The organism is Halomonas daqiaonensis (genome assembly GCF_900109725.1).
In the GTDB taxonomy this organism is placed as follows: domain Bacteria; phylum Pseudomonadota; class Gammaproteobacteria; order Pseudomonadales; family Halomonadaceae; genus Halomonas; species Halomonas daqiaonensis.
The window spans coordinates 58037-80177 of sequence record NZ_FOBC01000019.1 but is presented as its reverse complement, the minus strand read 5'-3'; the positions used below and the strand labels follow the sequence as shown (position 1 = coordinate 80177).

Genomic DNA, 22141 nt, shown 5'->3' with positions numbered 1-22141 from the left:
AGGGTCTATGAAAGGAAAGCGAAAGCAAGCAGGCTGGAATGACGACTACTTACTGAGCCTCATTCGTCAGTTCGCTCAACTGCGATAGCCCTGCGGTATACTGGCGCTTTGCTTCACAAGCCGAATAGCCCCATGAGTCGAGACCACCCCCCGGATGAGGACGAGATCAGCGCCTTTCGCCAGGCGCTGCGCGACGCCGGCGTACGCCCGATCGCCAGCAACCGCGCCGACCCCGGCCGCCGGCGCCGGCGGGATCACGCCGCGGCCGAGCGACGGGCCGCCGCGACCACGGCCACTGACGATCTCGCGGCGGCCGGCCGCACCTCGGACGGCCGGGTGGAGCCGGTACGGCCCTCCGAGTTCCTCGACTTCGCGCTGCCCGATCTACCCTGGCGCACGCGTCAGCAACTCAAGCGCGGACGCATCGGCTGGGAGGCAGGACTCGACCTGCATGGCCATACCCTCGAGGAGGCTCGGGCGGAGCTGGAAGCCTTCCTGCTCGACGCCGTGGCCCGCCGCCGACGCTGCGTGCTGGTCGTGCACGGCAAGGCCTGGGGCACCACCAGCGACTACCCCGTGATCAAGAGCCACGTGAATGCCTGGCTGCGGGAGTGGCCCAGCGTGCTGGCCTTCTGCTCGGCAACCGCGATCGACGGCGGTACCGGGGCCATCTATGTGCTGCTCAGGCGGCGGGGAAGCTGGGCCTGACAACGCTCAAGAGTCTTCTTCCCTTTCCTGACCTTCCTTGTCGGGCCTTTTCACCACGATGGACGGGCTCCCCCAGACGGGATGGGTACGCCCCTCGAAGCGGTCAAGCGCTTCCGCGGCCAGGTGCCTGCCGAGGCTGATCAGCGCCTCTGCGCGGTGGAATTCATAGGCACCACAGACCGTCTTGGGCACCTCGATGAGCACATCCGGGGGGTAACCTGCCACCTTGTACTTGGCCAGGGCTGCCTGGGTGATGTCGAAGGAGGCCAGCACCATATCCATCCGGCCCCAATCGCGACGACCACCCTCCAGGGCCTCTTCCATCTCGCTCTTGTCACCACTCTCGCAGTCATCCTGATTGCCGAAACCATCGAACAGTCGTCGTGTTGCCCTGCGAACCCCGTCGATCCAACTGGCGAAGTCGACGCCTCCGGCTTTCCGCGATGTCTCCCGCACCTGCTCCTCAGCGACTTCTTCGGGAGGCAACAGATCATCCAGGGTCACCGGGCGCGGGCTATGGGCGGTGGCATTGACCGCCAGCACGAAGTCCGCCTGCGTCGATACCGTGGGGATGATCGGCAGCGGGTTGAGCAGCCCACCGTCAACCAGTACCTGGTCGCCGCGATGCACCGGCGTGATCACCCCGGGCACGGCGATGGAGGCGCGAATCGCCTCGAGCAGCGAACCTTTCTGGAACCACACCTCGCGCTGGCGAGTCATGTCGGTGGCCACAGTGGTCACGGGGATCGCCAGATCCTCGATGCGTGTCTCGCCGATCAGGTTCTCGAGCTTGTCCATCACCTTGTTGGCCTTCATGGCCCCCATGGGACTCCAGGTAACATCGACCAGCCTGAGCACGTCGAAATAATCCAGCCGACAGACCCAGTCGCGGTAAGCGGCCAGTTGCCCCGCCGCGTACACACCACCCACCACGGCGCCCATGGAACAGCTGGAGATCGCTACCACCTGGTAGCCCCGCGCCTCGAGTTCCTCGATGACCCCGATGTGGGCATAGCCCCGTGCGCCCCCGCTGCCGAGCACCAACGCCACGCGCTTACCTTGCGGGCTCTCAGCTTCCTCTTGCTGGCTCATGGGGCCCCTCCTTGTCGGCTGCTAGTCTCGTTGTCATGCCACCTCACGATGGTGTCCGTCACCATTGCCACAGCCAGCGGTTCCAGATGCAGGTGGTGGCCGCCCGGCAGCACTCGGCGGGTCAACCTTTTTACCGCCGCCCGGGCCTGGTGCGCCCGTGCGCGCTCTCCCAGGATGCCGGTTTCTCCTTCCACCAACAGCACCGGACAACGGATCGTCGCCAGCATGGCCCCCACCTGATCGGGAGAGAGTCGCACCAGGGACGGGCGCAGCAGACGAGCATCGGTGCGCAGCTGCACATGGCCATCGGGCAATGTTTCCAGGTTACGCAGCACCAACGGCCACGCCGTCTCGGCATCGATCGGCGTCGCCCCACCAGCCACACGCGCTGCCACAGCGGTCTCACTATCAGGATAGCGCGGCGCCGGCGAGGAGGGGCGTCGATCGGCGAGCAGGCCCTTGCGCAACTGGGCTGGTGCCTCGTCGGCCTCGCTGGTCAGGGCTCCCAGGCCATCGAGCAGCACCAATGTCTCGACGCGCTCCGGCAGGGCGGCGGCCATCAGGCAGGCCACGCCGGCCCCCATGGAGTGGGCCAAAAGCGTCACCTGCGAGAGGTCCAAATGGTCGCAGGCATCGAGGAGGTCATGACAATAGTCCCATAGTGCATAGTCCCCATGACAGTGACGGGACAGGCCATGGCCGGCGAAGTCGATGGCCACCACCCGGATGCCGAGCGCCTCGACCAGCCGGGGCGCCAGGCGCGAAAAGCTGGCGGCATTGTCTAGCCAGCCGTGCAGCGCCAGCCAGGTGGGGGCCTTGTCATCGCCCCAGGCCAGCGCTGCCAGGCGGCCCCCGGCCAATCTCAGGGATCGGGGTCCGCTCATGCTGACGACGCCAGCAGGTCATCGAGCATGGTCAGCAGGGCCGAGCGGGTTGAATCGGGAAATTCCATGGGGAACATGTGCCCGCCCGGAACCTCCGCCACGCTCACGCCCCGCCGCGCCATCTGGCGGCGTCGAAACGCCGAGAGCAGGTCGGATTCGGCACCGGTCAACACCCCCAGGGGTACCCTGACCCGGCCGGGCAAGTCGCCCAGATGATCGGGCAGGTGGCGAAATATCTGCACCTCGATATCAGGGTCGTAGAGCAGCACCACGCTACCGTCATCCAGTTCGCGAGTGCCGCCATCCACGTAGTCGTGCAGGGCTTCCTCGGTGAAGCGCCGGAAGAGCCCACGCCGACGCAGATAGTGGAACATGGCCTCCCGGCTGGGCCAGCTGTCACGACGCCCCAGGGTCCTGCCGGCCGGGGTGAGGCGGTCGGCCAGGCCGAGTCGCTTGGCCGCCTTCATGACCCAGGCCGTCAGGCCCAGCATCAGCGGTGGGTCGAGCATTACCACACAGCGGAAGCGCTCGGGAGAGTGCTCGGCGGCCATGGCCATCAACACGCCGCCCATTGAGTGGCCCACCCCGACCACCGGGCCCGGGAGATGGGCCAGGTGGTCGAGCAGCTCATCACGCAACGCCAGCCAGTTGTGGCCGACGGGAAAGTCGGGATGATGGCCCAGGCGATCGAGCGGGTGCAGGTCGAAGCGCTCTGCCAGCGGCGCCAGAAAGCTGCGATAGCTCTGCCCCGGGAAGCCGTTGGCGTGGGCGAAGACGAGAGGAATGCGTGAGGTGTGGTCGGATCTGCTCATGGACTCTTCCGGCTGGCGGGCGCCTGGCCGGCACCCTTCTGGCGATAGCAGGCTAACGGGATTATCATGATCCGCCAAGTCGCCCGGCGACGACAGTCCAATCGACAGGAGCCCCTCGTGGAAGACCCTCGCCAACCCGCCCGTGATACCCGCATCCGTAACTGCGTCTTCCTGGTGACCGTGATAGCCGCCATCGTCGTCGGCTTCTGGCTGATGCGCTAAGCGCCCCCATGGAGCTCTCGGCCCTCTTCCTGCAGACCCTGGAGACCACCCTGCCGGTTTTCGCCATGGTGTTCATCGGACTGGGACTGAAACGCGCCGGCTGGATCGACCGGGCCTTCGTCTCCACCGCCTCGATGCTGGTCTTCAAGGCCACCCTGCCAACGCTGATCTTCCTCAGCATCATTCGTGCCGATCTGGCGGCTACCCTGAACCCGGCGCTGCTCGGTTTCTTCGCCCTGGCGACTCTGGGCAGCTTCCTGTTCAGTTGGGGCTGGGCGATCCTGCGCGTACCCCGTGAGGCGCGCGGCGTCTACGTACAGGGCGCCTTCCGCGGCAACTGCGGCATCGTCGGCCTGGCACTCGCCGCCGGCATGTACGGCGACTACGGGCTGTCCGCCGGTGGCCTGCTGCTGGGGGTGGTGATCCTCACCTACAATGTCTTCTCGGTGATCGCCCTGGCCAGCTACCGGGAAGGCCAGCACACCGATTGGCGCAGCATCCTCGGACACATCGCCACCAATCCGCTGATCCTCGCCGTGGTTGCCGCCGTACCCGTCGCTGCCATGGGATTACCCCTGCCAGGCTGGCTGATGACCTCCGGCGACTACTTCGCCTCGCTGACCCTGCCGCTGGCCCTGATCTGCATCGGCGCCACCCTCTCGCTGGGCGAGATCCGTAACTCGGGTCGGCTGGCGATCAGCGCCAGCCTGATGAAGATGGTCACCCTGCCGGCACTGGCCACTGGGGCCGCCTGGCTCGTCGGCTTCGAAGGACGCGAGCTGGGGGTGCTGTTCCTGTTCTTCGCCAGTCCCACCGCCGCCGCGGCCTTCGTCATGACCAAGGCGATGGGCGGCAATGCCGCGCTCACCGCCACTATCATTGCCCTGACCACACTGCTGGCCAGCCTGACCATCACCATCGGTGCCTTCGGGCTGAGCGCCGCCGGGCTTATCTAAGCTCGGCTGGTCAGAGCCCTGCTGGATCCGTGAACCCGCGAAGTCGGGCACCGCCTGCTGCCCATACCTCAGCCTCGAGCTCGGCGACGGCAGCCGTGGGAAAGCCGGGGCCGCGGTCACTCCGCCCGTCTACCAGCAGGCCGGCGAGAGCCGCGACCAGTGGCATATGGCTGACCAGCATCAGCGGTCGATCATCGGGCTCGCCGAGCAGCCACTCCACCACGGCCTCGGGGGAATGGTCGGGGGTGATGATCGGCAGGGACTCGACCACGAGCCCCAGAGGCTCCGCGATCCGCTCCGCGGTCTGCTGCGCCCGCCGGTAGGGGCTGGCCAGCAGGCGCAGGCGCCTGAGGTCCAGGTCCTCACGGGCGGCGAACCAACGGCCCATGCGCTGCGCCTCCTGCTGCCCGTGCGGGGTCAGCTCACGCTCGGCATCGGGGCGGCCCGGGGCGGCCTCGCTGTGACGCATGATCAAAAGCCGCTCAGCCATGACGCTCGCCCCCCTCGCGACGATCCTGCTGAACATCCTTGCGGGGCAGCACGAACTCCACGTCGCTGCTCTGCTCGCCGAGCATCAACAGCCGCGCCATGTCCCTGGCCGGCACGCCCTTGAACAGCACTTGGTAGAGACCCTCGGCCAACGGCATGTAGACGCTGTCTTCGTGGGCCTTGTCACGCACCAGGCGCACGGTGTTAACCCCCTCGGCGACCTGGCCCAGGGCCTCCACCGCCTGCTCCAGAGTCTTGCCCTCGCCCAGGGCCTGGCCTACTCGATAGTTGCGCGACAGGGCCGAGGAGCAGGTAACGATCAGGTCGCCGACACCGGCCAGTCCCAGGAAGGTCATGGGGTTGGCGCCCTGGTCCACCGCAAAACGGCTCATCTCGGCCAGCGCCCGGGTCATCAGCATGCTGCGAGTGTTCTCCCCCATGCCCAGCGCTGCTGCCATGCCGGCGGCGATGGCATAGATGTTCTTCAGTGAGCCGCCGAGTTCCACACCATAGCGGTCGTTGCTGGCATAGACCCGGAAGTAGTCGCAGCCCAGTGCGGTCTGCACGAGGGTGCGAGTCTGTGGATCGTCGCTGGCGATCACCGTGGCAGTAAGCTGCTTGTCGGCGACCTCCGCGGCCAGGTTCGGCCCCGATATCACGCCGATATGTTCAAAGCCGGTTTCCTCCTCGAGGATCTGGCTCATCAGCTTGAAGCCCTCTTCCTGGATGCCCTTGGTGGTGCTGACCAGTATCTGCTCATCATGCAGATAGGGCCGAGCCTGTCGCACCACCTCTCGAAAGGCCTTGGAGGGAATGGCCACCAGCACCAGCTCGGCGCCCTCGAGAACCTCGGGCATTTCGATGGAAGCCACCACCGCGGCATTGATGGCGTAGTCCGGCAGGTAGCGGCCGTTGCGGTGATCGCGGTTGATCTGTGCCGCCAGCTCGGGGTCGCGCATCCACTGACGCACCTCGGCCCCGTTATCGGCGGCAATGCTGGCCAGGGCGGTGCCGAAGCTGCCGCCGCCGAGCACCGCCACGCGCATGGGTTGGTCTGACATGGTCGCCCCAGGAAGCTGAATGGATGAGGAGAGTGTAACGAAAAAACGCCCCGCAAAGGGGCGCATTGAGAGGGTAAGGCCCGGGCCGATGATCCGGCCCGGGCGATCGGATCAGTCGATCAGCGGCAGCAGCGAGTCGATGCTCTGACGGGCATCGCCGTAGAACATCCGCGTGTTCTCCTTGAAGAACAGCGGGTTTTCGATACCGGAGTAGCCGGTCCCCTGGCCGCGCTTGCAGACGAACACCTGCTTGGCCTCCCAGACCTTGAGTACCGGCATGCCGGCGATCGGGCTGTTGGGATCCTCCTGGGCGGCCGGATTGACGATGTCGTTGGAGCCGATGACGATCACCACATCGGTGGTGGACAGGTCGTCGTTGATCTCGTCCATCTCCAGCACGATGTCGTAGGGCACCTTGGCCTCGGCGAGCAGCACGTTCATGTGCCCCGGCAGGCGACCCGCCACCGGGTGGATACCGAAGCGCACGTTCTTGCCGGCGCTGCGCAGCTTGCGTGTCAGCTCGCTGACCGCGTTCTGGGCCTGGGCCACCGCCATGCCGTAGCCCGGCACGATGATCACGCTGTCGGCATCATTGAGGGCGCTGGCCACACCGCCGGCATCGATGGCGACCTGCTCGCCCTCGATCTCCGCCGCCGGCCCCTGGCTGCCGCCGAAGCCACCCAAGATGACGCTGATGAAGTTGCGATTCATCGCCTTGCACATGATGTACGAAAGGATGGCACCGGAGGAGCCCACCAGGGCGCCTGTGACGATCAACAGGTCGTTGGAGAGCGTGAAGCCGATGGCCGCCGCGGCCCAGCCGGAGTAGCTGTTGAGCATCGATACCACTACCGGCATGTCGGCGCCTCCGATGCCCATGATCAGGTGGTAGCCGATGAAGAAGGCAAGCGCTGCCAGCACCAGCAGGGTCCAGAAGCCGGCCCCGTTGAGATAGAGGATGGCCAGCAGCAGCGAGAGGACCGCCGCGCCGGCGTTGAGCATATGCCCGCCGGGCAACTGCTTGGACTTGCCGTCGACCTTGCCGGCCAGCTTGCCGAAGGCGATCACCGAACCGGTGAAGGTCACCGCACCGATGAAGATGCCGATCACCACCTCGACCTGCAGGAACAGCAGCTCGTCTGGCGCCTTGGTCGCCACTAGGGCGGCAAAGGCCGAGAACTGCTCGGTCGCGCCTTCCACGGCCTGGACGGCCATCACCCGGCGACGCTCCAGGTCCGCATTCCAGGCCACGAAGACGGCGGCCAGGCCGACGAAGCTGTGTAGCGCCGCCACCAGCTGCGGCATCTCGGTCATGTCGACCTTGCCGGCCACATAGACCCCGATGCCCGCCCCGATGATCATCATCGGAATCATCCACCAGTAGCCGCCGATGCCCGGCCCGAAGGCGGTGAAGAACACCGCCACGGCCATGCCGACGATACCGTACCAGACGGCACGCTTGGCCTTTTCCTGATTACTCAGCCCACCCAGCGAGAGGACGAACAATACACTTGCCGCGATCGCCGCGGCAGATACGAATCCTTGACCCAACATGTCGTGTCTCCGCCGCTCAGGATTTCTGGAACATGGCCAGCATCCGGCGTGTCACCAGGAAGCCACCCACGATATTGATGGACGCGATCAGCACCGAGATCGCCGCTAGCACGCCGACGACGACGCTGCCGGAGCCGATCTGCAGGACCGCCCCGAGGATGATGATGCCGGAGATGGCATTGGTCACCGCCATCAGCGGCGTATGCAGCGAATGGCTGACGCCCCAGATCACCTGGAAGCCGACGAAGCAGGCCAGCACGAAGACGATGAAATGCTGCATGAAGGAGGTCGGGGCGACCTGCCCGAGCAGCAGCATCAGCGCGCCGCCCACGGCGAGCAGGATTACCTGGCGCTTGGTCTGCGCCTTGAAGGCGGCATGTTCCGCGGCCTTCTTCTCTTCCGGGGTCGGCTCCTTCTCCTTGGGCTTGGGCTTGGATGCGCCGATAGCCTTGACCTTGGGCGGCGGCGGCGGGAAGGTGACTTCGCCCTGGTGGGTCACCGTGGAGCCGCGGATCACGTCATCCTCCATGTCATGCACGATCTCACCGTCCTTCTCGGGGGTGAGGTCGGTGAGCATATGGCGGATGTTGGTGGAATAGAGCAGCGAGGCCTGGGTGGCCATGCGTGAGGGGAAGTCGGTGTAGCCGACGACCGTCACGCCATTATCGGTCACCACCTTCTCGTCGGGCTTGGTCAGATCGCAGTTGCCGCCCTTCTCGGCGGCCAGGTCGATGATCACCGAGCCGGGCTTCATGGCCTCGACCATGTCCTCGAGCCACAGCTTGGGCGCCGGCTTGCCGGGGATCAGCGCCGTGGTGATGACGATATCGATCTCCGGGGCCTGCTCGCGGAAACACTCGAGCTGCTTCTCGCGGAACTCGGGGCTGGAGGGCGAGGCATAGCCACCGCTCTCCGCTCCGTCCTGGCTCTCGTCGAAGTCGAGGAACAGGAACTCGGCACCCATGGACTCAATCTGCTCGGCCACCTCGGGGCGCACGTCAAAGGCGCGCACCACGGCCCCCAGGCTGGTGGCGGTGCCGATGGCAGAGAGGCCCGCCACGCCGGCGCCGATAACCAGTACCTTGGCCGGCGGCACCTTGCCCGCGGCAGTCACCTGGCCGGTAAAGAAGCGTCCGAAGTTGTTGCCCGCCTCGATCACCGCACGATAGCCGGCGATATTGGCCATGGACGAGAGCGCATCCATCTTCTGCGCCCGCGAGATGCGCGGCACCATGTCCATGGCGATGACGGTGGCCCCCTGGGCCTTGCACAGTTCGAGCATCGCCTCGTTCTGGGCCGGCCAGAAGAAGGCGATCAGGGTCTGGCCATCACGCAGCCTCTTGGCCTCTTCCTCGGAGGGCTCGCGGACCTTGATGACCACCTCGGCCTCGGACCACAGCGCATCGGTCCCGTCGACGACGGTGACCCCGGCCTCGCGGTAGACATCATCATTGAAACCCGCGGCCACCCCGGCCCCGGCCTCGACGAGACACTCATGTCCCAGCTTCTGGATCTGCTTCGCGCTCTCGGGGGTCAGCGCGACGCGCGCTTCCCCCCGGGCACTCTCCTTCGGTGCGCCTATCTTCACGTTCCATCTCCTTGCTTCAGGCCGCCCAGGCGACCCCACAATGACGAACCGGTGACAATGCCCGGTACCGATAATCAGAACGCTATAGAGCACCACACCCGAGCCATCGGATCAAGGCCGCTTAGGGCGCGATTCGCCAACGCTGGCTTAACCGGGCCCGTAAAAACGAAAAACCCCGCCAGCAGGAGTTGCCAGCGGGGTCGTGGTCGCTTACCGCGAAACTGCGATGACGCCGTGAATCAGGCGCTCAACAGGGTGTTGAGGCGCTTGACGTAGGCAGCGGGATCGTCGAGGTGACCACCCTCGGCGATGATCGCCTGGTCGAGCAGGATACGCGCCAGGTCCTCAAAGCCTTCCCCCTCGACGCTCTCGAGGCGCGCCACCAGCGCGTGCTCGGGGTTGAGCTCGAGGATCGGCTTGACCTCGGGCATCTTCTGGCCGGCCGCCTCCATGAGGCGACGCATCTGGAAGCCCATCTCGTGCTCCGGTAGCACCACGCAGGCCGGGGAGTCGGTGAGACGGTGGGTCACCTTGACCTCTTGGACCTCGTCACCCAGCGCCTCCTTGACGCGCTTGATCAGGCCCTCCTTGGCCTTGGCGGTCTCCTCCTGGGCCTTCTTCTCCTCCTCGTCCTCGACGTCGCCGAGATCGAGCTCGCCCTTGGCCACATCGACGAGTTGCTTGCCCTCGAACTCGTCGAGATGGCTCATCAGCCACTCGTCGACGCGGTCGTGCAGCAACAGTACCTCGATGCCCTTCTTGCGGAAGATCTCCAGGTGCGGGCTCGACTTGGCCGCATTGAAGCCGTCGGCGACGATGTAGTAGATCTTCTCCTGCCCATCCTTCATGCGCGAGACGTAGTCGGCCAGGGACTGGTCCTGGGTGGCGCTGTCGGTGTGGGTGGTGGAGAAGCGCAGCAGGCCGGCGATCTTCTCGCGGTTGGCGTAATCCTCCGCCGGACCTTCCTTGAGCACGCTGCCGAAGGTGTTCCAGAAGGTCTGGTAGGCCTCGTTGTCCTTGGCGAGCTTCGTGAGCATATCCAGCGCGCGCTTGGTCAGGGCGGCCTTGATCTTGTCGACCTGCGGGTCCTTCTGCAGCAGCTCGCGGGAGACGTTGAGCGACAGGTCACGGGTGTCCAGCACGCCCTTAATGAAGCGCAGGTAGAGCGGCAGGAACTGCTCGGCGTCGTCCATGATGAAGACGCGCTGCACGTAGAGCTTCACGCCCCTTGCACCGTCCCGCTCATAGAGATCGAAGGGTGCACGGCCGGGCACATAGAGCAGGCTGGTATACTCGAGCTTGCCCTCGACCTTGTTGTGGCTCCAGGTCAGCGGATCGCTGAAGTCATGGGCCACATGCTTGTAGAATTCCTTGTACTCGTCGTCGGAGATCTCGCTCTTGGGCCGAACCCACAGCGCGGTGGCCTCGTTGACGGTCTCCCAGGTGACAGTCTCGCTACCCTCGATGTCGTTGCCGTCCTCGTCCTTGGCGGTCTCGACGCTGGGCATGCGCACCGGTACCTCGATGTGATCGGAATACTTGCGTACCAGGCTCTTGAGACGGAAGTCGTCGGCGAATTCCTGGGCATCCTGCTTGAGGTGCAGCACGATCTCGGTGCCGTGGACCTCGCGTTCGATGTCGGCGACGGTGAACTCGCCCTCGCCCCTGGAGTGCCATTCGACGCCTGCGGCCTTGTCGCTGCCGGCCTTGCGGGTACGCACCGTCACCTCATCGGCGACGATGAAGCTCGAGTAGAAACCGACGCCGAATTGGCCGATCAGCCGGGCATCCTTCTGCTGCTCGCCGGAGAGCTGCTTGAGGAATTCGGCAGTGCCTGAGCGGGCGATGGTGCCGAGATTCGAGATCACATCGTCGCGGTCCATGCCGATGCCGTTGTCGCGTACGGTCACGGTGCCCGCCTCGGCATCGTGGTCGATTTCGATGCGCAGCTCGCTGTCGCCTTCATAGAGCGCATCGTTATCCAGCGCCTGGTAGCGCAGCTTGTCGCAGGCATCGGCACCGTTGGAAATCAGCTCGCGCAGGAAGATCTCCCGGTTGGAGTACAGGGAGTGAATCATCAGGTGCAGCAGCTGCTTGACCTCGGTCTGGAAGCCGAGGGTTTCCTCATGAGTGGCTGTGGTCATGTAGCGTGAACCCCTCTGTCGACATGCATGGTGGCGAGAACCACCGATTCGGAACTGTCGTCGATATGGGGCCCGGTAGCGCTTTTTCAAGCATCTGCTTCGAGGTGTTTAACGAGCGAGAAGTTCAGGCGGGCGGTGGCTATCTCGAACTTCTTGCCGATACGCGGGAATGCCGCTAAACGATAAGCTATCCCTAACCCTGACGCACAGCCGCTACCTGTCGGCCAGCGGCGACACTACTCAAGTATCTTGCCATCGGCCACCATGGTGGACTGACGACCGCGAACCACAAGAGGTCACGAACGATATGTCCCTGTCACTCGGCCACTGCAAGACCCTCATCGCCGCCATCCTTTGCAGCCTGCCCCTGGCCGGCCAGGCCGACGACCGCACCATGCGAGAAGCCCTGGAGGCGGCCCGCAACGCCCAGTGGGAAAAGATCGACCAGGACACCATCGAGGAGCATGTACTCGCCGGCTACGTCGACTATCACCGGCTGCGCGCGAACCTCCCGGATATCGACCCCGACCGGGTACTGGCCTACATCGAGCGACATGAGGATTCTCCGCTCAGCGACTGGATGCGCGGCCAGGCCATCATCCAGTATGGCCAAGCTGGGCGCGCGTCCAGCCTGTTGGCGGTCGCCGACGGCGTTCCCGAGGGTACCGCTCGTCAGTGCTACTACTACACCGCCCTGCTCGACCGCAAACCGGAAGCCGCCGCTCAAGGCGGTCGAGACCTCTGGCTCGTCGGCCGCTCCCAGCCGGATGCCTGCGACACTCTCTTTGACACCCTGCGCGCCCGAGGTGAGATCGGCCAGACCCATATCTGGGAGCGCATGATGCTCGCCTGGCAGGCCGGGGAGACCGGCCTGATGAGCTACCTGGGTCGGCAACTGAATGCCGACTGGCAGTCCGCCAGGGCCAGTGTCGAGCGACTCCGCAAGGACTATGCGGCCGTGACGCAAGCCCCGGCCTGCGCCGGGCCCGCCTGCCAGGGCAGTGGACCACTGTTTACCGCGGCCATGCACGGTTTCACCCGCGCCGACACCGAGGCGGCGCTGGAGGCCTGGCGCAAGATTTCCCCTCACCTGTCGCTGGAGGCCCGCCACCGCGACGCCATCGAGCGTGACCTGGCCTTCTACGCCATGGTTCGCGATATCGACCAGCACGGTGGCTGGCGCGACGAGGTCGTGGCCCGCCTCGGCGATGCCGAGTTGCTGGAACTTCGTGTGCGCTCAGCCCTGGCCGAGCGTGACTGGCCGGAGGTCATCGACTGGGTGCATCGCATGCCCGACGAGACGCGGCAGGAGGCGCGCTGGCAGTACTGGGTAGGGCGCGCCTTGGAACAGCAGGGTGATCTCGTCACCGCTGAGAAGGCCTTTGCCGCGGCTGCCAATGAACGCAATTTCTTCGGCTTTGCCGCTGCCGATCGCCTGGATCGCCCCTATGCCCTGAACCTGGAGCGTAACACCATCGACGCGGCGACCCGCCGAGATGTCGCCGACTGGCCGACGGTGCAGCGCACTGAGGCGCTACGGCGGATCGACGAACCAGGGCTTGCCAACAGCGAATGGTACCGGGCCGTAGCCCGTGCCACTCCGGAGGAGGCCCGGGCCCTGGCCGACTATGCCGCGCAGCAGGGCTGGCTCCCCGAACTGGTGCAGACTACCATCGTCGGCCAGATGTGGGACGCCCTGGCGTGGCGCTTTCCTGAGGCCTATCGCGACGACTTCCTGCACTGGGGCGGCGTCACCGGCGTCGACCCTTATCTGCTGATGGGCATCGCCCGGCGCGAAAGCGCCTACAATCCCGTGGCCCTCTCTCCCGCCGGCGCCCGGGGCCTGATGCAACTGATGCCAGCCACCGCCGCCCAGCTCGGCCGGGGCCTGGGCATCGGTGATCCCGGCCCCTACGGCGTTCTCGAGCCCGAGGTGAATATCCGCCTGGGCAGCACCTACCTCGGCGAGCTGATCGAGCGCTACAGTGGCAACCGCCTGGCTGCCACTGCCGCCTACAATGCCGGCCCCAGCCGGGTCGACCGCTGGCTGCGCGACTCACCGCAAGAGTTCGACCTCTTCGTCGAGAGCATCCCCTTCCGCGAGACCCGCAACTATGTGCAGGCCGTGCTCGCCTATCGGGTGATCTTCGAGAGCCTTGCCAGAGGGGGCGAAAGTGCCGGCGTGACGATGCTGAGTCCGGCGGAGAAGACGGTGCGCTATGATCGCTCGCTGCTGGCCAGGAACTAGCCCGGCTGGCGCGTCAGTGCCAACTTGATGCCGAAGCCGACCAGCACCGTACCGGTGATGCCGTTGAGCCAGCGGGAGAACGACGGACTTCCCAGCCAGCGGCCGGCGCTGCCCACCATCACCACGATGGCCACCTGCCACAGGTTAGCGACTACGAAATGTACCCCGGCCAGCCACAGCGACTTGGCCAGTGCTGGATCGCCGGGCGCGATGAACTGCGGCAGGAAGGCCATGTAGAAGACCACCGTCTTGGGATTGAGCACGTTGGAGAGCAGCCCTTCGCGCAGGGGGCGCCACAGCGGCACGGCCTGCCTCACAGCCTGTACACCGCCCACGGGAAGCCCCCGGCCCCGCCGGGCCGCCCTCAGGCTGTTCATGCCCAGCCAAACCAGATAGGCAGCGCCGGCCAGCTTGAGCAGGCCGAAGGCCCAGGCCGACTGCAACAGGATCAACGAAATCCCCAGCGCTGAAACCGTCGCGTGCACGAAGAGCCCACAGCAGATGGCCAGGCTGGTCACCACGCCATCGCGCACTCCACCTCTGGCGGTATTGCGGATCACCAGCAGGGTGTCGACCCCCGGGCTCATGCTCAACAGGGTAATGGCCACCAGGAAGGGCCAGAACTGTGCATCGAAGAACATGGGCTCAGCCGTTGGCGATGTCGCGACGGGCATGTCGCACGGAGATCTGGTCGTTGAGGGTCCAGAAATCGTAGAGCACCCCGAGACCGAAGAGCCCGAACGTCAGCAGGTAGAGAATGCCGGTCAGCCACTTGCCAAGATAGAAACGATGAATGCCGAACACCCCCAGGAAGGTGAGCAGCAGCCAGGCCAGGGTGTAGTTAATGGGGCCGGCCTGGAAGCGCAGGTCGGCCTGGCGGTCCATTGATGGGATCAGGAAGAGGTCGATCAGCCAACCGATCCCCAGCAGTCCCAGGGTGAAGAACCAGATCGTGCCGGTGACCGGCTTGCCGTAGTAGAAACGGTGGGCGCCGAGGAATCCGAACAGCCACAGCAGGTAGCCGATCAGCTTGCTGTGCGTGTCCCGGGAGGAAATTTGCGTATGCGTCATGGGACTCTCTTCCATGGGTGGAACGGGATGGTTGAAACGGGCGCGATGCAGGCTGGACGCTAACCGGCTTAGCATCTACAGTAATTTTGCGGGCACAGCGCCAGTCTCCCTGTGGCACCGTGTTGACGCAACCCTGGCGCTGTTGCACTATCCGCTGCGTTGGTTTGCAAGCAGAAAAGTCGTCAGTTGTATTTCGATTTCTTCGATACACCCGGTGCGCACTTCCCTCTTGCCTTGCCGACGCATTACGGGTCTGCAGCGAGGATACGCCTCGCCGGCCCAGCACCATTATTTAGTTAGTTAAGGAAATCGACGATGGCAACTGGCACTGTCAAGTGGTTCAACGACACCAAAGGCTACGGCTTCATCTCTCCGGACGACGGCGGTGATGACCTGTTCGCTCACTTCTCCGAAATTCAAGCTGAAGGCTTCAAGTCCCTACAGGACGGCCAGAAGGTCACCTTCGAAGTGACCCAGGGCAAGAAAGGCCTTCAGGCCTCCAACATCCGGCCCGCCGACTGATCCTCGGTTGATCCGGAAGTAACCGAGCGGCCTTGCCGAGCGGTTGCCAAGGGAAAGGCCCACCATTCGGTGGGCCTTTTTCATACCGGGCGTATTTGCAGGGAACCTCACGAGAGGACGCCTCAATTGCCGGAGCCGTCCGTGTTATCGAGTTCGAGCGTATCGAGTTCCGACGATGCCCCCGGTGCCCGCTGCTCCGCCTCCTCGAACTGCTCGTCGATCCTGCGGCTCGCCTCTTCGAAGCGCTTCTCGGTTTCCTCGAGGATCGCGTCGATGTCCGAGCTGGTACTCTCCCCTGGCAATGCCTCCTGCTCATCCAGATCACTGCCGGGCGACACGTCGATCCCGATATCCGACTCGATATCGGACGATTCCATGGGCTCGAGCTCCGGTGACTCCATAGGCTCGAACTCGGGCGACCCCTCCATGGGCTCGAGTTCGGGCGTCCCTTCCTCGGCGCTCTCGAACTGCTCGTCGATACGACGGCTGGCTTCCTCGAAGCGCCGCTCGGTCTCCTCGATGATGTCATCGACATCGGAGCGGGTCGTCTCGCCGGGCAGGGCGGCACCCTCATCCAAGGTATCGGCCGGTGACTCGCCCAGGGTCTCGGCCTCGGCGTCCACGTCACCCTCGGCCTCGAGGTCTATCTCACCCTCGGTGTCGACATCCATCTCGTCCGCGACATCCATGTCATCCGCCGTGGCAGGCTGATCGTCCGTGGGCGACTCGGCCTGTTGGGCGGCCGCTGGTTCTTCTTCCACGTCGGCGACAGGCTGAGAGGGCTCTTCCTGCGTCTCTTCGATCTCGGCCGGAGCAGGCTCGTCATCACCATTACCGCAACCGGCGAGTCCGATGGCCAGCGCCATGGCCGCAATCAGCGGTATCCAGGGTTTCATTGCCATTCTCTTGCTCCTGACGAAAGGGTCGATATTGCACCAGAGCGGCTCCGCTGCCGCAAGGCGACGTCGCGCCTCAGGTGGCAAACAACTGACCGGCGATGTCACGGAACGCCTTGAATTCGATGGCATTGCCGCTTGGGTCCCGGAAGAACATGGTGGCCTGCTCGCCGGGTTCACCACGGAAGCGGATATAGGGCTCGATCTCGAAGCGCACCCCTGCCGCGGTGAGGCGGTCGACCAGGGCCTCCCAATCGGCCATCTCCAGCACCACTCCAAAGTGTGGCACCGGCACGCCATGGCCATCCACCGGGTTGCGGTGATCGTCGATTCCCTTCTCCCTCAGGGCAGGGTTCAGGTGACAGACGAACTGGTGGCCATAGAGATTGAAATCGATCCAGGTATCGCTGGCGCGACCTTCCGGACAGCCCAGCAACTCACCGTAGAAGCGCCGCGCCTCGGCCAGGTCGCGGACCTGTACGGCCAGGTGGAAGGGAGTGAGCATTACGGTGTCCTCCGAATGGTATGAGGGTCAGGAGCCTTCATCATGCCGTCCCGGTCTCCGCCTGGCCAGCCGACCGTTCCGCGGACGGCAGCGGACAACCCAGCGTCCAGGCCACGACACTCAAGAGCTCCGCCTCCTCGGGATCGATCCGGCCGTCGTGCTCTACACAGCAGCTCATGGCCACCAGCAAGGGCCTCCGTTCAGCCTGAACAAGGCGCACCAGCCGTGCCATGGCCCAGTCGAGGTCGCTGGCAAGGGCCGGCTCGCTGACGAAATCCAGGGTCACGCCCAGCACCGAGGCGAGCCGCTCGACGGCGGACCGGGCCTGCTCCTCGTCCTGCTGGCCGGCCCGCGCCAACGTCGAGAGCAGCAGCGACAGCGGTCCGGCCAGGTCCGCCAGGTGACGATCACGACGAGCTCGCCGCTCCCCCTGAATGCCCTGGATCACCAGCCGGTGCAGGGCCCACTGCAGCGCACCAGCGCGAATCTCCAAGGCCATCAGCCGGCGCAGGCAGGCCTGGAAGCGGGCATGCTGGGCCGCGGAGAGCTGTCGCAGTGCCGGCAGTGCCAGCTCGATCAGTGGCAGTCGCTGTCCGGGCGCCAATCCCGACAAGGGAGCGTCGAGGACCTCGAGCTCACGGAGCACCTCGGGCAGCGCCTGGCCCTTCAGCGCCTGGCGTTGAGCCTCGCGACTGCTGGGGTCAGCCCCCATCAGGATCCCGTAGACCAGCGCCCGGGCGGCAAAGGGCTCATGGGCGGCCTCGAACAGGCGCTCGTCGATCTCGCCGAGGCGCCGGCGAGCATGGGCGATATCCTCGGCACTCGGCCGACCCACGCTGGCCACCACCGCCGCGGCCAGCGCCCCCGAGGCCTGAGGGGTGCTTCCTTGCGCCCCGCCGGGCGTGGGAGTAGCAGACTGCTGGGGCCGTGGCACGCGGATCGTCGGAGGAGGCGGCAGGCTGCCGTCCCAGCTCGGCAGGACCTGGCGAATCCGCGCCTCCAGGGGAGGGTGGGTGGCGGTCAGGCGCGACAGGGAGCGGACACCGCTGCCAAAATAGAGGTGGCTGAACTCCGCGGCATGAGAGGCCAGCAGCCGCGAACCAAGGCGGTGCGCGGCCAGCACCTTCAACGCCCCGCCGATGCCTTCGGGGTTGCGGGTGTACTGCACGGCGCTGGCATCGGCCAGGAACTCGCGCTGACGACTCACCGCGGCCTTGATCAGATTGCCGCACAGGGTGCCGGCATAACCCACCACCATCAGTGCCGCTCCAAGGCCCAGCACCGCGGCATGTCCCCTGCCCCGTCGAGAGCGCATGCGGCGTCCACTACCCGAGGCATGCAGCAGCATGCGACCGATCAGGCCGATCACCAGGATGCCGTGAAGCAGCGCCACCAGCCGCAGGTTGATCCGCATGTCGCCGTGGAGGATGTGGCTGAACTCATGGGCGATCACCCCCTGCAGCTGATCGCGGTCGAGGGCTTCGATGGCGCCACGGGTGACGCCGATGGCCACATCGTCGAGCTCGTGTCCGGCTGCGAAGGCGTTGATCGCCGGGTCCTCCAGCAAATAGACCAGTGGCACCGGCATGCCGGAGGCAATGGCCATCTCCTCCACCAGGTTGATCAGCTGGCGTTCATTGACATCACGAGTCTCGAGATTGAGCGGGCGACCGCCCAGGGCCTCGGCCACCACACTGCCCCCCGCGCGCAGTTGCAGGTGCCGGACGAGGCTCCCCAGTCCCACTACCAGGATCACAACCGTCGCCACCGCGAGAAGCAGTCGCGACTGCAGGGCTCGCTCTAGGGCGGCTCCGGTATAGGGACCCCCATCGAGCAGCACCACCGCAATGGCCACCACCACGGAAGTGACGACGATCAGCACCACCACCGCCAGCCCCAGCAGCAGGACCAGCCGACCGGTCAGGCGACGGGCGCGATCCTGGGCCGTGAAGAAGTCCATGAGGGCCGGTTCAGAAGCTCACCCGGGGCGCCGACTGGATTTCGGCGCTGTCGGCGAACTCCAGCAGGGCCGCATCCTGCTTGTGGCCGAAGGAGCCGGCCAGCAACACCGGGGGAAAGCTCTGACGATAGGTGTTGTACTGCATCACCGCATCGTTGAAGGCCTGGCGAGCGAAGGCCACCCGGTTCTCGGTGCTGGTGAGGGTCTCGGAGAGCTGTTGCATATTGTCGGAGGCCTTGAGGTCCGGGTAAGCCTCCATCACCACGTTGAGGCGCCCGAGGGCCGCGCCCAGCGCATCCTCGGCGCCGGCCAGTTCGGCCATGGCACCTGGCTCGCCGGGGCGCGACGCGGCATTCCGCAGGCCGACCTCGGCGGCGTTGCGCGCCTCGGTCACCGCCTGCAGGGTCTCGCGCTCGTGGCTCATGTAGGCCCTGGCGGTCTCCACCAGGTTGGGAATCAGGTCATGCCGACGCTTAAGCTGCACCTCGATCTGAGCGAAGGCATTCTGGTAGCGATTCTTGAGTGTCACCAGGCGATTGTAGATGGAGACGCCGTAGATCAGCAGGGCACCCACCAGCACGACGGGGATGATCAGCGATAGGTCCATGGTGTCGTGACTCCTTGCCGACAGAGGATGAGTACCTTGATCACTCGCCCCCGAGCCGTTGTTCCTGAATCCAGAGTGTAACGCCGCATGAGCGAGTGCAGGCAGTTTTCAGACAAAGCGTAGGCCTGACCCTGGGACATTGCCTCATGGCGGGTGCGAGAAGAGCGGACAATCTTGCGGGACTGCCAGCGCCAATGCACCAGGGCTGATGGCCACCTGAAACCGCCGTCGGTGCACGGGCTCGCCATCCAGAGTCACCGGCAGCTCCTCCTCTGCCTCGAAGGCCAGCCAGTCCGAGCGGAAGGCATCGACGTAGCTGCCCCGGGCGGGACGCGACGCCAGCTCTTGGCGCATGGCGCGTAGCCGTCCCAGGGAGGTGACATCATGCAGCAGCAGCACGTCGAGCAGACCGTCGTCCAGCGTGGCCTGTGGCGTCAATTCCTGTCCACCGCCCGACTGGCGGCCATTGCCGATAGCCAGCATGAAGACCTCGGCGCGGCGCTCACCCCCCTCCCAGCGAAGAACGCCGGGGTAATGCCGAAAGCCCCAGGCCTTGATGGCACCGATCAGCGAGTAGGCACCTCCACCTAGCAGGCGCTTGAGAGCCTTGGGGGTGGAGGAGGTGATCTCGGCACCGAAGCCACAGGTGGCCATGTTGAGGAAGTGCCAGTCATCCAGTCTCGGCACGTCGACATACCGCTCGGGAAGGTGAAGGGCCGAGGCCAGGGCAGATTCGCAGGCCAACGGCAGCCCCAGCGAGGTAGCCAGATCATTGGCGCTGCCCAGGGGCAAGATTCCCAGGATGGGCCGTTGCTCGGGAGAGAGCCTCATCAAGCCATTGACCACCTCGTTGATCGTGCCATCACCACCGCCGACGATCACCCGCTCGACGCCGTCGTGGCCAGCCTGCTCCGCCATGCAGGCGGCATCACCCTGCTCCCAGGTGACGCTGACATCGATGCTGTCTCCCGCCTTGCGACGGGCAAACACCGCCTCCCTCACCGCCGGCAGCTGCGCCGCCTTGCCATTGAGGATCAACCTGGCCATTCGCGCTCCTCTCGCCTGTTTCGTCCTATTCAAAGCATGACACCGATACCGAATATAACGGCATACGTCGAATCATGAATGCCAATCAGCTTACGATTTCCCTACACTACCTGTCTTTGCGAAGCATGCTGAACAGGGAGCGGGCATGATCGAACCGGCCTTTCTTCTCGCCGCCTTTCTTGGCGGCATGGCGGCTCTGGGGCTACGTCTACCGCCCATGGTTGGCTTCCTCGCTGGCGGCTTTGTGCTCAACGCCCTGGGGTACGACAAGACCCCACTGCTCGACACCCTGTCAGGCATCGGGGTCACGCTGCTGCTGTTCACCATTGGCCTGAAGCTCGACGTGCGCACCCTGTTGCGCCGGGACGTCTGGGGTGGCGCCTCCCTGCACATGCTGGCTTCAACGGTACTGATGGTGGCGCTGCTTTCGCTGTTCAAATGGCTGGGGCTGGGACTGCTGGACGGAACGGGCTGGCACACCCTGACTCTGCTGGGATTCGCGCTCTCGTTTTCCAGCACCGTCTTCGTGGTAAAGGTGCTCGAGAAGCGCAGCGAGACCCAGACGGCCTACGGGCGCCTTGCCATCGGCGTGTTGATCATGCAGGACATCTTCGCAGTGATCTTCATTACCGCCTCCACCGGGGAACTACCCAGCCCCTGGGCCCTGGGCCTGGTGTTGCTGATCCCCCTGGCACCCGCACTGCGTGCCCTGCTCGATCGGCTCGGCCATGGTGAAATGCAGATGCTGTTTGGCATGCTGCTGGCCCTCGTGCTGGGCTATGCCCTCTTCGAATCGGTCGGCGTGAAGGGCGACCTGGGGGCCCTGATCATCGGGCTACTGCTGGCACCCCACCCCGCGGCGCAGACCCTCGCTCGCTCGATGTTCAGCCTTAAGGAGCTGTTGCTGGTGGGGTTCTTCCTGAGCATCGGGCTGACGGCGATGCCCAGTACGGAGATGCTCGGTATCGCCATGCTGCTGGTGTTTGTCTTGCCGCTGAAGAGCCTGATCTACCAGCTGATCTTCATGCGTTTCCGGATGAGACACCGCACGTCTCTGCTGGCCACCCTGAGCCTGTCCAACTACTCGGAGTTCGGCCTCATCGTGGGCGCCATCGCCGTGTCACGTAACTGGCTCCCGGGGGAATGGCTGGTGGTGATTTCTCTGGCGGTAGCGCTGAGTTTCGGGTTCTCGTCGATACTCAATGGCTTCAGCGAGCGGCTCTATCGCTGGCTTGAACCACGGCTCCCGCCCATCGACATGGATGAACTCTCACCAAGCGATCGCCCGATCGAGGTCGGCGATGCCGAGGCAGTCGTCCTGGGCATGGGCCGCATCGGTCGTAGCGTCTACCGTCGCTTGCAGAAGGAATATGGACTTCGTGTCCTGGGTATCGACAGCAATCCCCAGAGCGTCAAGAAGCTAGGGGAACGAGGCTTCAATATCCTCGAAGGTGACGCCGTAGACTCGGACTTCTGGGACAAGCTGCTGATGTCCCATGGCGTTCAGGTGGTGGTGCTGGCCATGCCTCATCATGCCGGTAACCTCTTCGCCCTGAAGCAGCTGCGTTCCAGGGAGTTCCCGGGCAAGATCACCGCCGTAGTGGAATACCCCGAGGAGATTGAACCGATCCGCGAACTCGGCGCCAATGCGGTCTTTCATGTCTATGACGAGGCCGGCCGGGCGCTGGCGGACAGCGCTGCCGAAGAGGCAGGAGTCGTCTCCCGTGCCAGTCAACTAGGGTAAGCGGCTTGTCACCCTGAGGTGCTTCTCGCGA

20 protein-coding genes are annotated in these 22141 nt (G+C 65.0%); 5 read left to right on the top strand and 15 right to left on the bottom strand.

What is annotated here, in order from left to right:
- Nucleotides 1-132: 132 nt before the first annotated feature.
- Nucleotides 133-708 carry a Smr/MutS family protein gene (locus tag BMY30_RS14370; RefSeq protein WP_089714916.1) on the top strand — a complete coding sequence of 192 codons (576 nt, stop codon included), beginning with the start codon at nt 133-135 and terminating at the stop codon, nt 706-708.
- A 6-nt stretch (nt 709-714) separates the two neighbouring features.
- On the opposite strand, the gene BMY30_RS14365 is transcribed toward BMY30_RS14370, so the two are convergent.
- Genes BMY30_RS14365 through BMY30_RS14355 form a run of 3 tightly spaced genes read right to left on the bottom strand, consistent with a single transcriptional unit; the run spans nt 715 to nt 3496 of the window.
- Nucleotides 715-1800, bottom strand: a complete 1086-nt coding sequence (locus tag BMY30_RS14365; protein WP_089714915.1) for a patatin-like phospholipase family protein — start codon at nt 1798-1800, stop codon at nt 715-717.
- Nucleotides 1797-2684: an alpha/beta hydrolase gene (locus BMY30_RS14360; RefSeq protein ID WP_089714913.1), complete on the bottom strand. Its 888-nt coding sequence runs from the start codon at nt 2682-2684 to the stop codon at nt 1797-1799. The genes BMY30_RS14365 and BMY30_RS14360 overlap by 4 nt, the downstream gene beginning before the upstream one ends.
- Entirely contained in the window at nt 2681-3496 is an 816-nt protein-coding gene (locus tag BMY30_RS14355; RefSeq protein WP_089714912.1) for an alpha/beta fold hydrolase, read from the bottom strand. Before BMY30_RS14355 ends, BMY30_RS14360 begins: the two co-directional genes overlap by 4 nt.
- A 230-nt stretch (nt 3497-3726) precedes the next feature.
- Between BMY30_RS14355 and BMY30_RS14350 the strand changes: the two genes are divergently transcribed.
- The gene (locus BMY30_RS14350; RefSeq protein ID WP_089714910.1) at nt 3727-4674 is read left to right on the top strand and encodes an AEC family transporter; all 948 of its coding nucleotides are present in this window, start codon (nt 3727-3729) and stop codon (nt 4672-4674) included.
- Nucleotides 4675-4684: 10 nt separating this feature from the next.
- On the opposite strand, the gene sixA is transcribed toward BMY30_RS14350, so the two are convergent.
- The 5 genes from sixA to htpG all read right to left on the bottom strand — a co-directional run bounded on the left by sixA (nt 4685) and on the right by htpG (nt 11510).
- Nucleotides 4685-5164: a phosphohistidine phosphatase SixA gene (gene sixA, locus BMY30_RS14345; RefSeq protein ID WP_089714908.1), complete on the bottom strand. Its 480-nt coding sequence runs from the start codon at nt 5162-5164 to the stop codon at nt 4685-4687.
- Nucleotides 5157-6224, bottom strand: a complete 1068-nt coding sequence (locus BMY30_RS14340) for an NAD(P)H-dependent glycerol-3-phosphate dehydrogenase (RefSeq protein ID WP_089714906.1) — start codon at nt 6222-6224, stop codon at nt 5157-5159. The genes sixA and BMY30_RS14340 overlap by 8 nt, the downstream gene beginning before the upstream one ends.
- A 111-nt stretch (nt 6225-6335) precedes the next feature.
- Complete coding sequence (locus tag BMY30_RS14335) at nt 6336-7778, bottom strand: NAD(P)(+) transhydrogenase (Re/Si-specific) subunit beta (protein WP_089714903.1); 1443 nt, start codon at nt 7776-7778, stop codon at nt 6336-6338.
- A gap of 16 nt (nt 7779-7794) precedes the next feature.
- Nucleotides 7795-9366, bottom strand: a complete 1572-nt coding sequence (locus tag BMY30_RS14330) for a Re/Si-specific NAD(P)(+) transhydrogenase subunit alpha (RefSeq protein WP_089714900.1) — start codon at nt 9364-9366, stop codon at nt 7795-7797.
- 239 nt (nt 9367-9605) lie between these two features.
- Nucleotides 9606-11510: a molecular chaperone HtpG gene (gene htpG / locus BMY30_RS14325; protein ID WP_089714898.1), complete on the bottom strand. Its 1905-nt coding sequence runs from the start codon at nt 11508-11510 to the stop codon at nt 9606-9608.
- Between the two features lie 307 nt (nt 11511-11817).
- Here htpG and BMY30_RS14320 point away from each other — a divergent pair, with 307 nt between their 5' ends.
- A complete protein-coding gene (locus BMY30_RS14320) occupies nt 11818-13758 on the top strand; it encodes a transglycosylase SLT domain-containing protein (RefSeq protein WP_089714896.1) in 1941 nt (646 codons plus the stop codon).
- Here BMY30_RS14320 and BMY30_RS14315 read toward each other — a convergent pair.
- Nucleotides 13755-14399, bottom strand: coding sequence for a LysE family translocator (locus tag BMY30_RS14315; protein WP_089714894.1), 645 nt, complete (start codon nt 14397-14399; stop codon nt 13755-13757). The genes BMY30_RS14320 and BMY30_RS14315 overlap by 4 nt on opposite strands.
- Nucleotides 14400-14403: 4 nt before the next feature.
- Complete coding sequence (locus BMY30_RS14310) at nt 14404-14829, bottom strand: NINE protein (RefSeq protein ID WP_170840152.1); 426 nt, start codon at nt 14827-14829, stop codon at nt 14404-14406.
- A 315-nt stretch (nt 14830-15144) separates the two neighbouring features.
- On the opposite strand from BMY30_RS14310, the gene BMY30_RS14305 reads away from it, so the two are divergent.
- Entirely contained in the window at nt 15145-15351 is a 207-nt protein-coding gene (locus BMY30_RS14305) for a cold-shock protein (protein ID WP_023005630.1), read from the top strand.
- Nucleotides 15352-15473: 122 nt separating this feature from the next.
- On the opposite strand, the gene BMY30_RS14300 is transcribed toward BMY30_RS14305, so the two are convergent.
- The 5 genes from BMY30_RS14300 to yegS form a co-directional block, all read right to left on the bottom strand.
- Nucleotides 15474-16253, bottom strand: a complete 780-nt coding sequence (locus tag BMY30_RS14300) for an LptM family lipoprotein (RefSeq protein ID WP_089714892.1) — start codon at nt 16251-16253, stop codon at nt 15474-15476.
- 70 nt (nt 16254-16323) lie between these two features.
- On the bottom strand, nt 16324-16752 hold the full coding sequence (locus BMY30_RS14295) for a VOC family protein (protein ID WP_089714890.1): 429 nt from the start codon (nt 16750-16752) through the stop codon (nt 16324-16326).
- Nucleotides 16753-16792: 40 nt separating this feature from the next.
- A complete protein-coding gene (locus BMY30_RS14290) occupies nt 16793-18712 on the bottom strand; it encodes a M48 family metallopeptidase (protein WP_089714887.1) in 1920 nt (639 codons plus the stop codon).
- 10 nt (nt 18713-18722) lie between these two features.
- Nucleotides 18723-19319 (bottom strand): LemA family protein, encoded by a 597-nt coding sequence (locus tag BMY30_RS14285; RefSeq protein WP_089714885.1) that lies wholly within the window; start codon nt 19317-19319, stop codon nt 18723-18725.
- A 144-nt stretch (nt 19320-19463) separates the two neighbouring features.
- Nucleotides 19464-20366: a lipid kinase YegS gene (yegS, locus tag BMY30_RS14280; protein WP_089714883.1), complete on the bottom strand. Its 903-nt coding sequence runs from the start codon at nt 20364-20366 to the stop codon at nt 19464-19466.
- A 145-nt stretch (nt 20367-20511) separates the two neighbouring features.
- On the opposite strand from yegS, the gene BMY30_RS14275 reads away from it, so the two are divergent.
- Complete coding sequence (locus BMY30_RS14275; RefSeq protein WP_170840151.1) at nt 20512-22110, top strand: cation:proton antiporter family protein; 1599 nt, start codon at nt 20512-20514, stop codon at nt 22108-22110.
- The last annotated feature ends 31 nt before the right edge of the window (nt 22111-22141 follow it).

Coding starts and splice junctions, on each gene's coding strand:
- BMY30_RS14355 (WP_089714912.1), bottom strand. CDS start 3,496: ATGAGCAGATCCGACCACACCTCACGCATTCCTCTCGTCTTCGCCCAC.
- BMY30_RS14295 (WP_089714890.1), bottom strand. CDS start 16,752: ATGCTCACTCCCTTCCACCTGGCCGTACAGGTCCGCGACCTGGCCGAG.
- htpG (WP_089714898.1), bottom strand. CDS start 11,510: ATGACCACAGCCACTCATGAGGAAACCCTCGGCTTCCAGACCGAGGTC.
- BMY30_RS14350 (WP_089714910.1), top strand. CDS start 3,727: ATGGAGCTCTCGGCCCTCTTCCTGCAGACCCTGGAGACCACCCTGCCG.
- BMY30_RS14290 (WP_089714887.1), bottom strand. CDS start 18,712: ATGGACTTCTTCACGGCCCAGGATCGCGCCCGTCGCCTGACCGGTCGG.
- BMY30_RS14320 (WP_089714896.1), top strand. CDS start 11,818: ATGTCCCTGTCACTCGGCCACTGCAAGACCCTCATCGCCGCCATCCTT.
- BMY30_RS14360 (WP_089714913.1), bottom strand. CDS start 2,684: ATGAGCGGACCCCGATCCCTGAGATTGGCCGGGGGCCGCCTGGCAGCG.
- sixA (WP_089714908.1), bottom strand. CDS start 5,164: ATGGCTGAGCGGCTTTTGATCATGCGTCACAGCGAGGCCGCCCCGGGC.
- BMY30_RS14310 (WP_170840152.1), bottom strand. CDS start 14,829: ATGACGCATACGCAAATTTCCTCCCGGGACACGCACAGCAAGCTGATC.
- yegS (WP_089714883.1), bottom strand. CDS start 20,366: ATGGCCAGGTTGATCCTCAATGGCAAGGCGGCGCAGCTGCCGGCGGTG.
- BMY30_RS14305 (WP_023005630.1), top strand. CDS start 15,145: ATGGCAACTGGCACTGTCAAGTGGTTCAACGACACCAAAGGCTACGGC.
- BMY30_RS14365 (WP_089714915.1), bottom strand. CDS start 1,800: ATGAGCCAGCAAGAGGAAGCTGAGAGCCCGCAAGGTAAGCGCGTGGCG.
- BMY30_RS14315 (WP_089714894.1), bottom strand. CDS start 14,399: ATGTTCTTCGATGCACAGTTCTGGCCCTTCCTGGTGGCCATTACCCTG.
- BMY30_RS14370 (WP_089714916.1), top strand. CDS start 133: ATGAGTCGAGACCACCCCCCGGATGAGGACGAGATCAGCGCCTTTCGC.
- BMY30_RS14275 (WP_170840151.1), top strand. CDS start 20,512: ATGATCGAACCGGCCTTTCTTCTCGCCGCCTTTCTTGGCGGCATGGCG.
- BMY30_RS14300 (WP_089714892.1), bottom strand. CDS start 16,253: ATGGCAATGAAACCCTGGATACCGCTGATTGCGGCCATGGCGCTGGCC.
- BMY30_RS14335 (WP_089714903.1), bottom strand. CDS start 7,778: ATGTTGGGTCAAGGATTCGTATCTGCCGCGGCGATCGCGGCAAGTGTA.
- BMY30_RS14340 (WP_089714906.1), bottom strand. CDS start 6,224: ATGTCAGACCAACCCATGCGCGTGGCGGTGCTCGGCGGCGGCAGCTTC.
- BMY30_RS14285 (WP_089714885.1), bottom strand. CDS start 19,319: ATGGACCTATCGCTGATCATCCCCGTCGTGCTGGTGGGTGCCCTGCTG.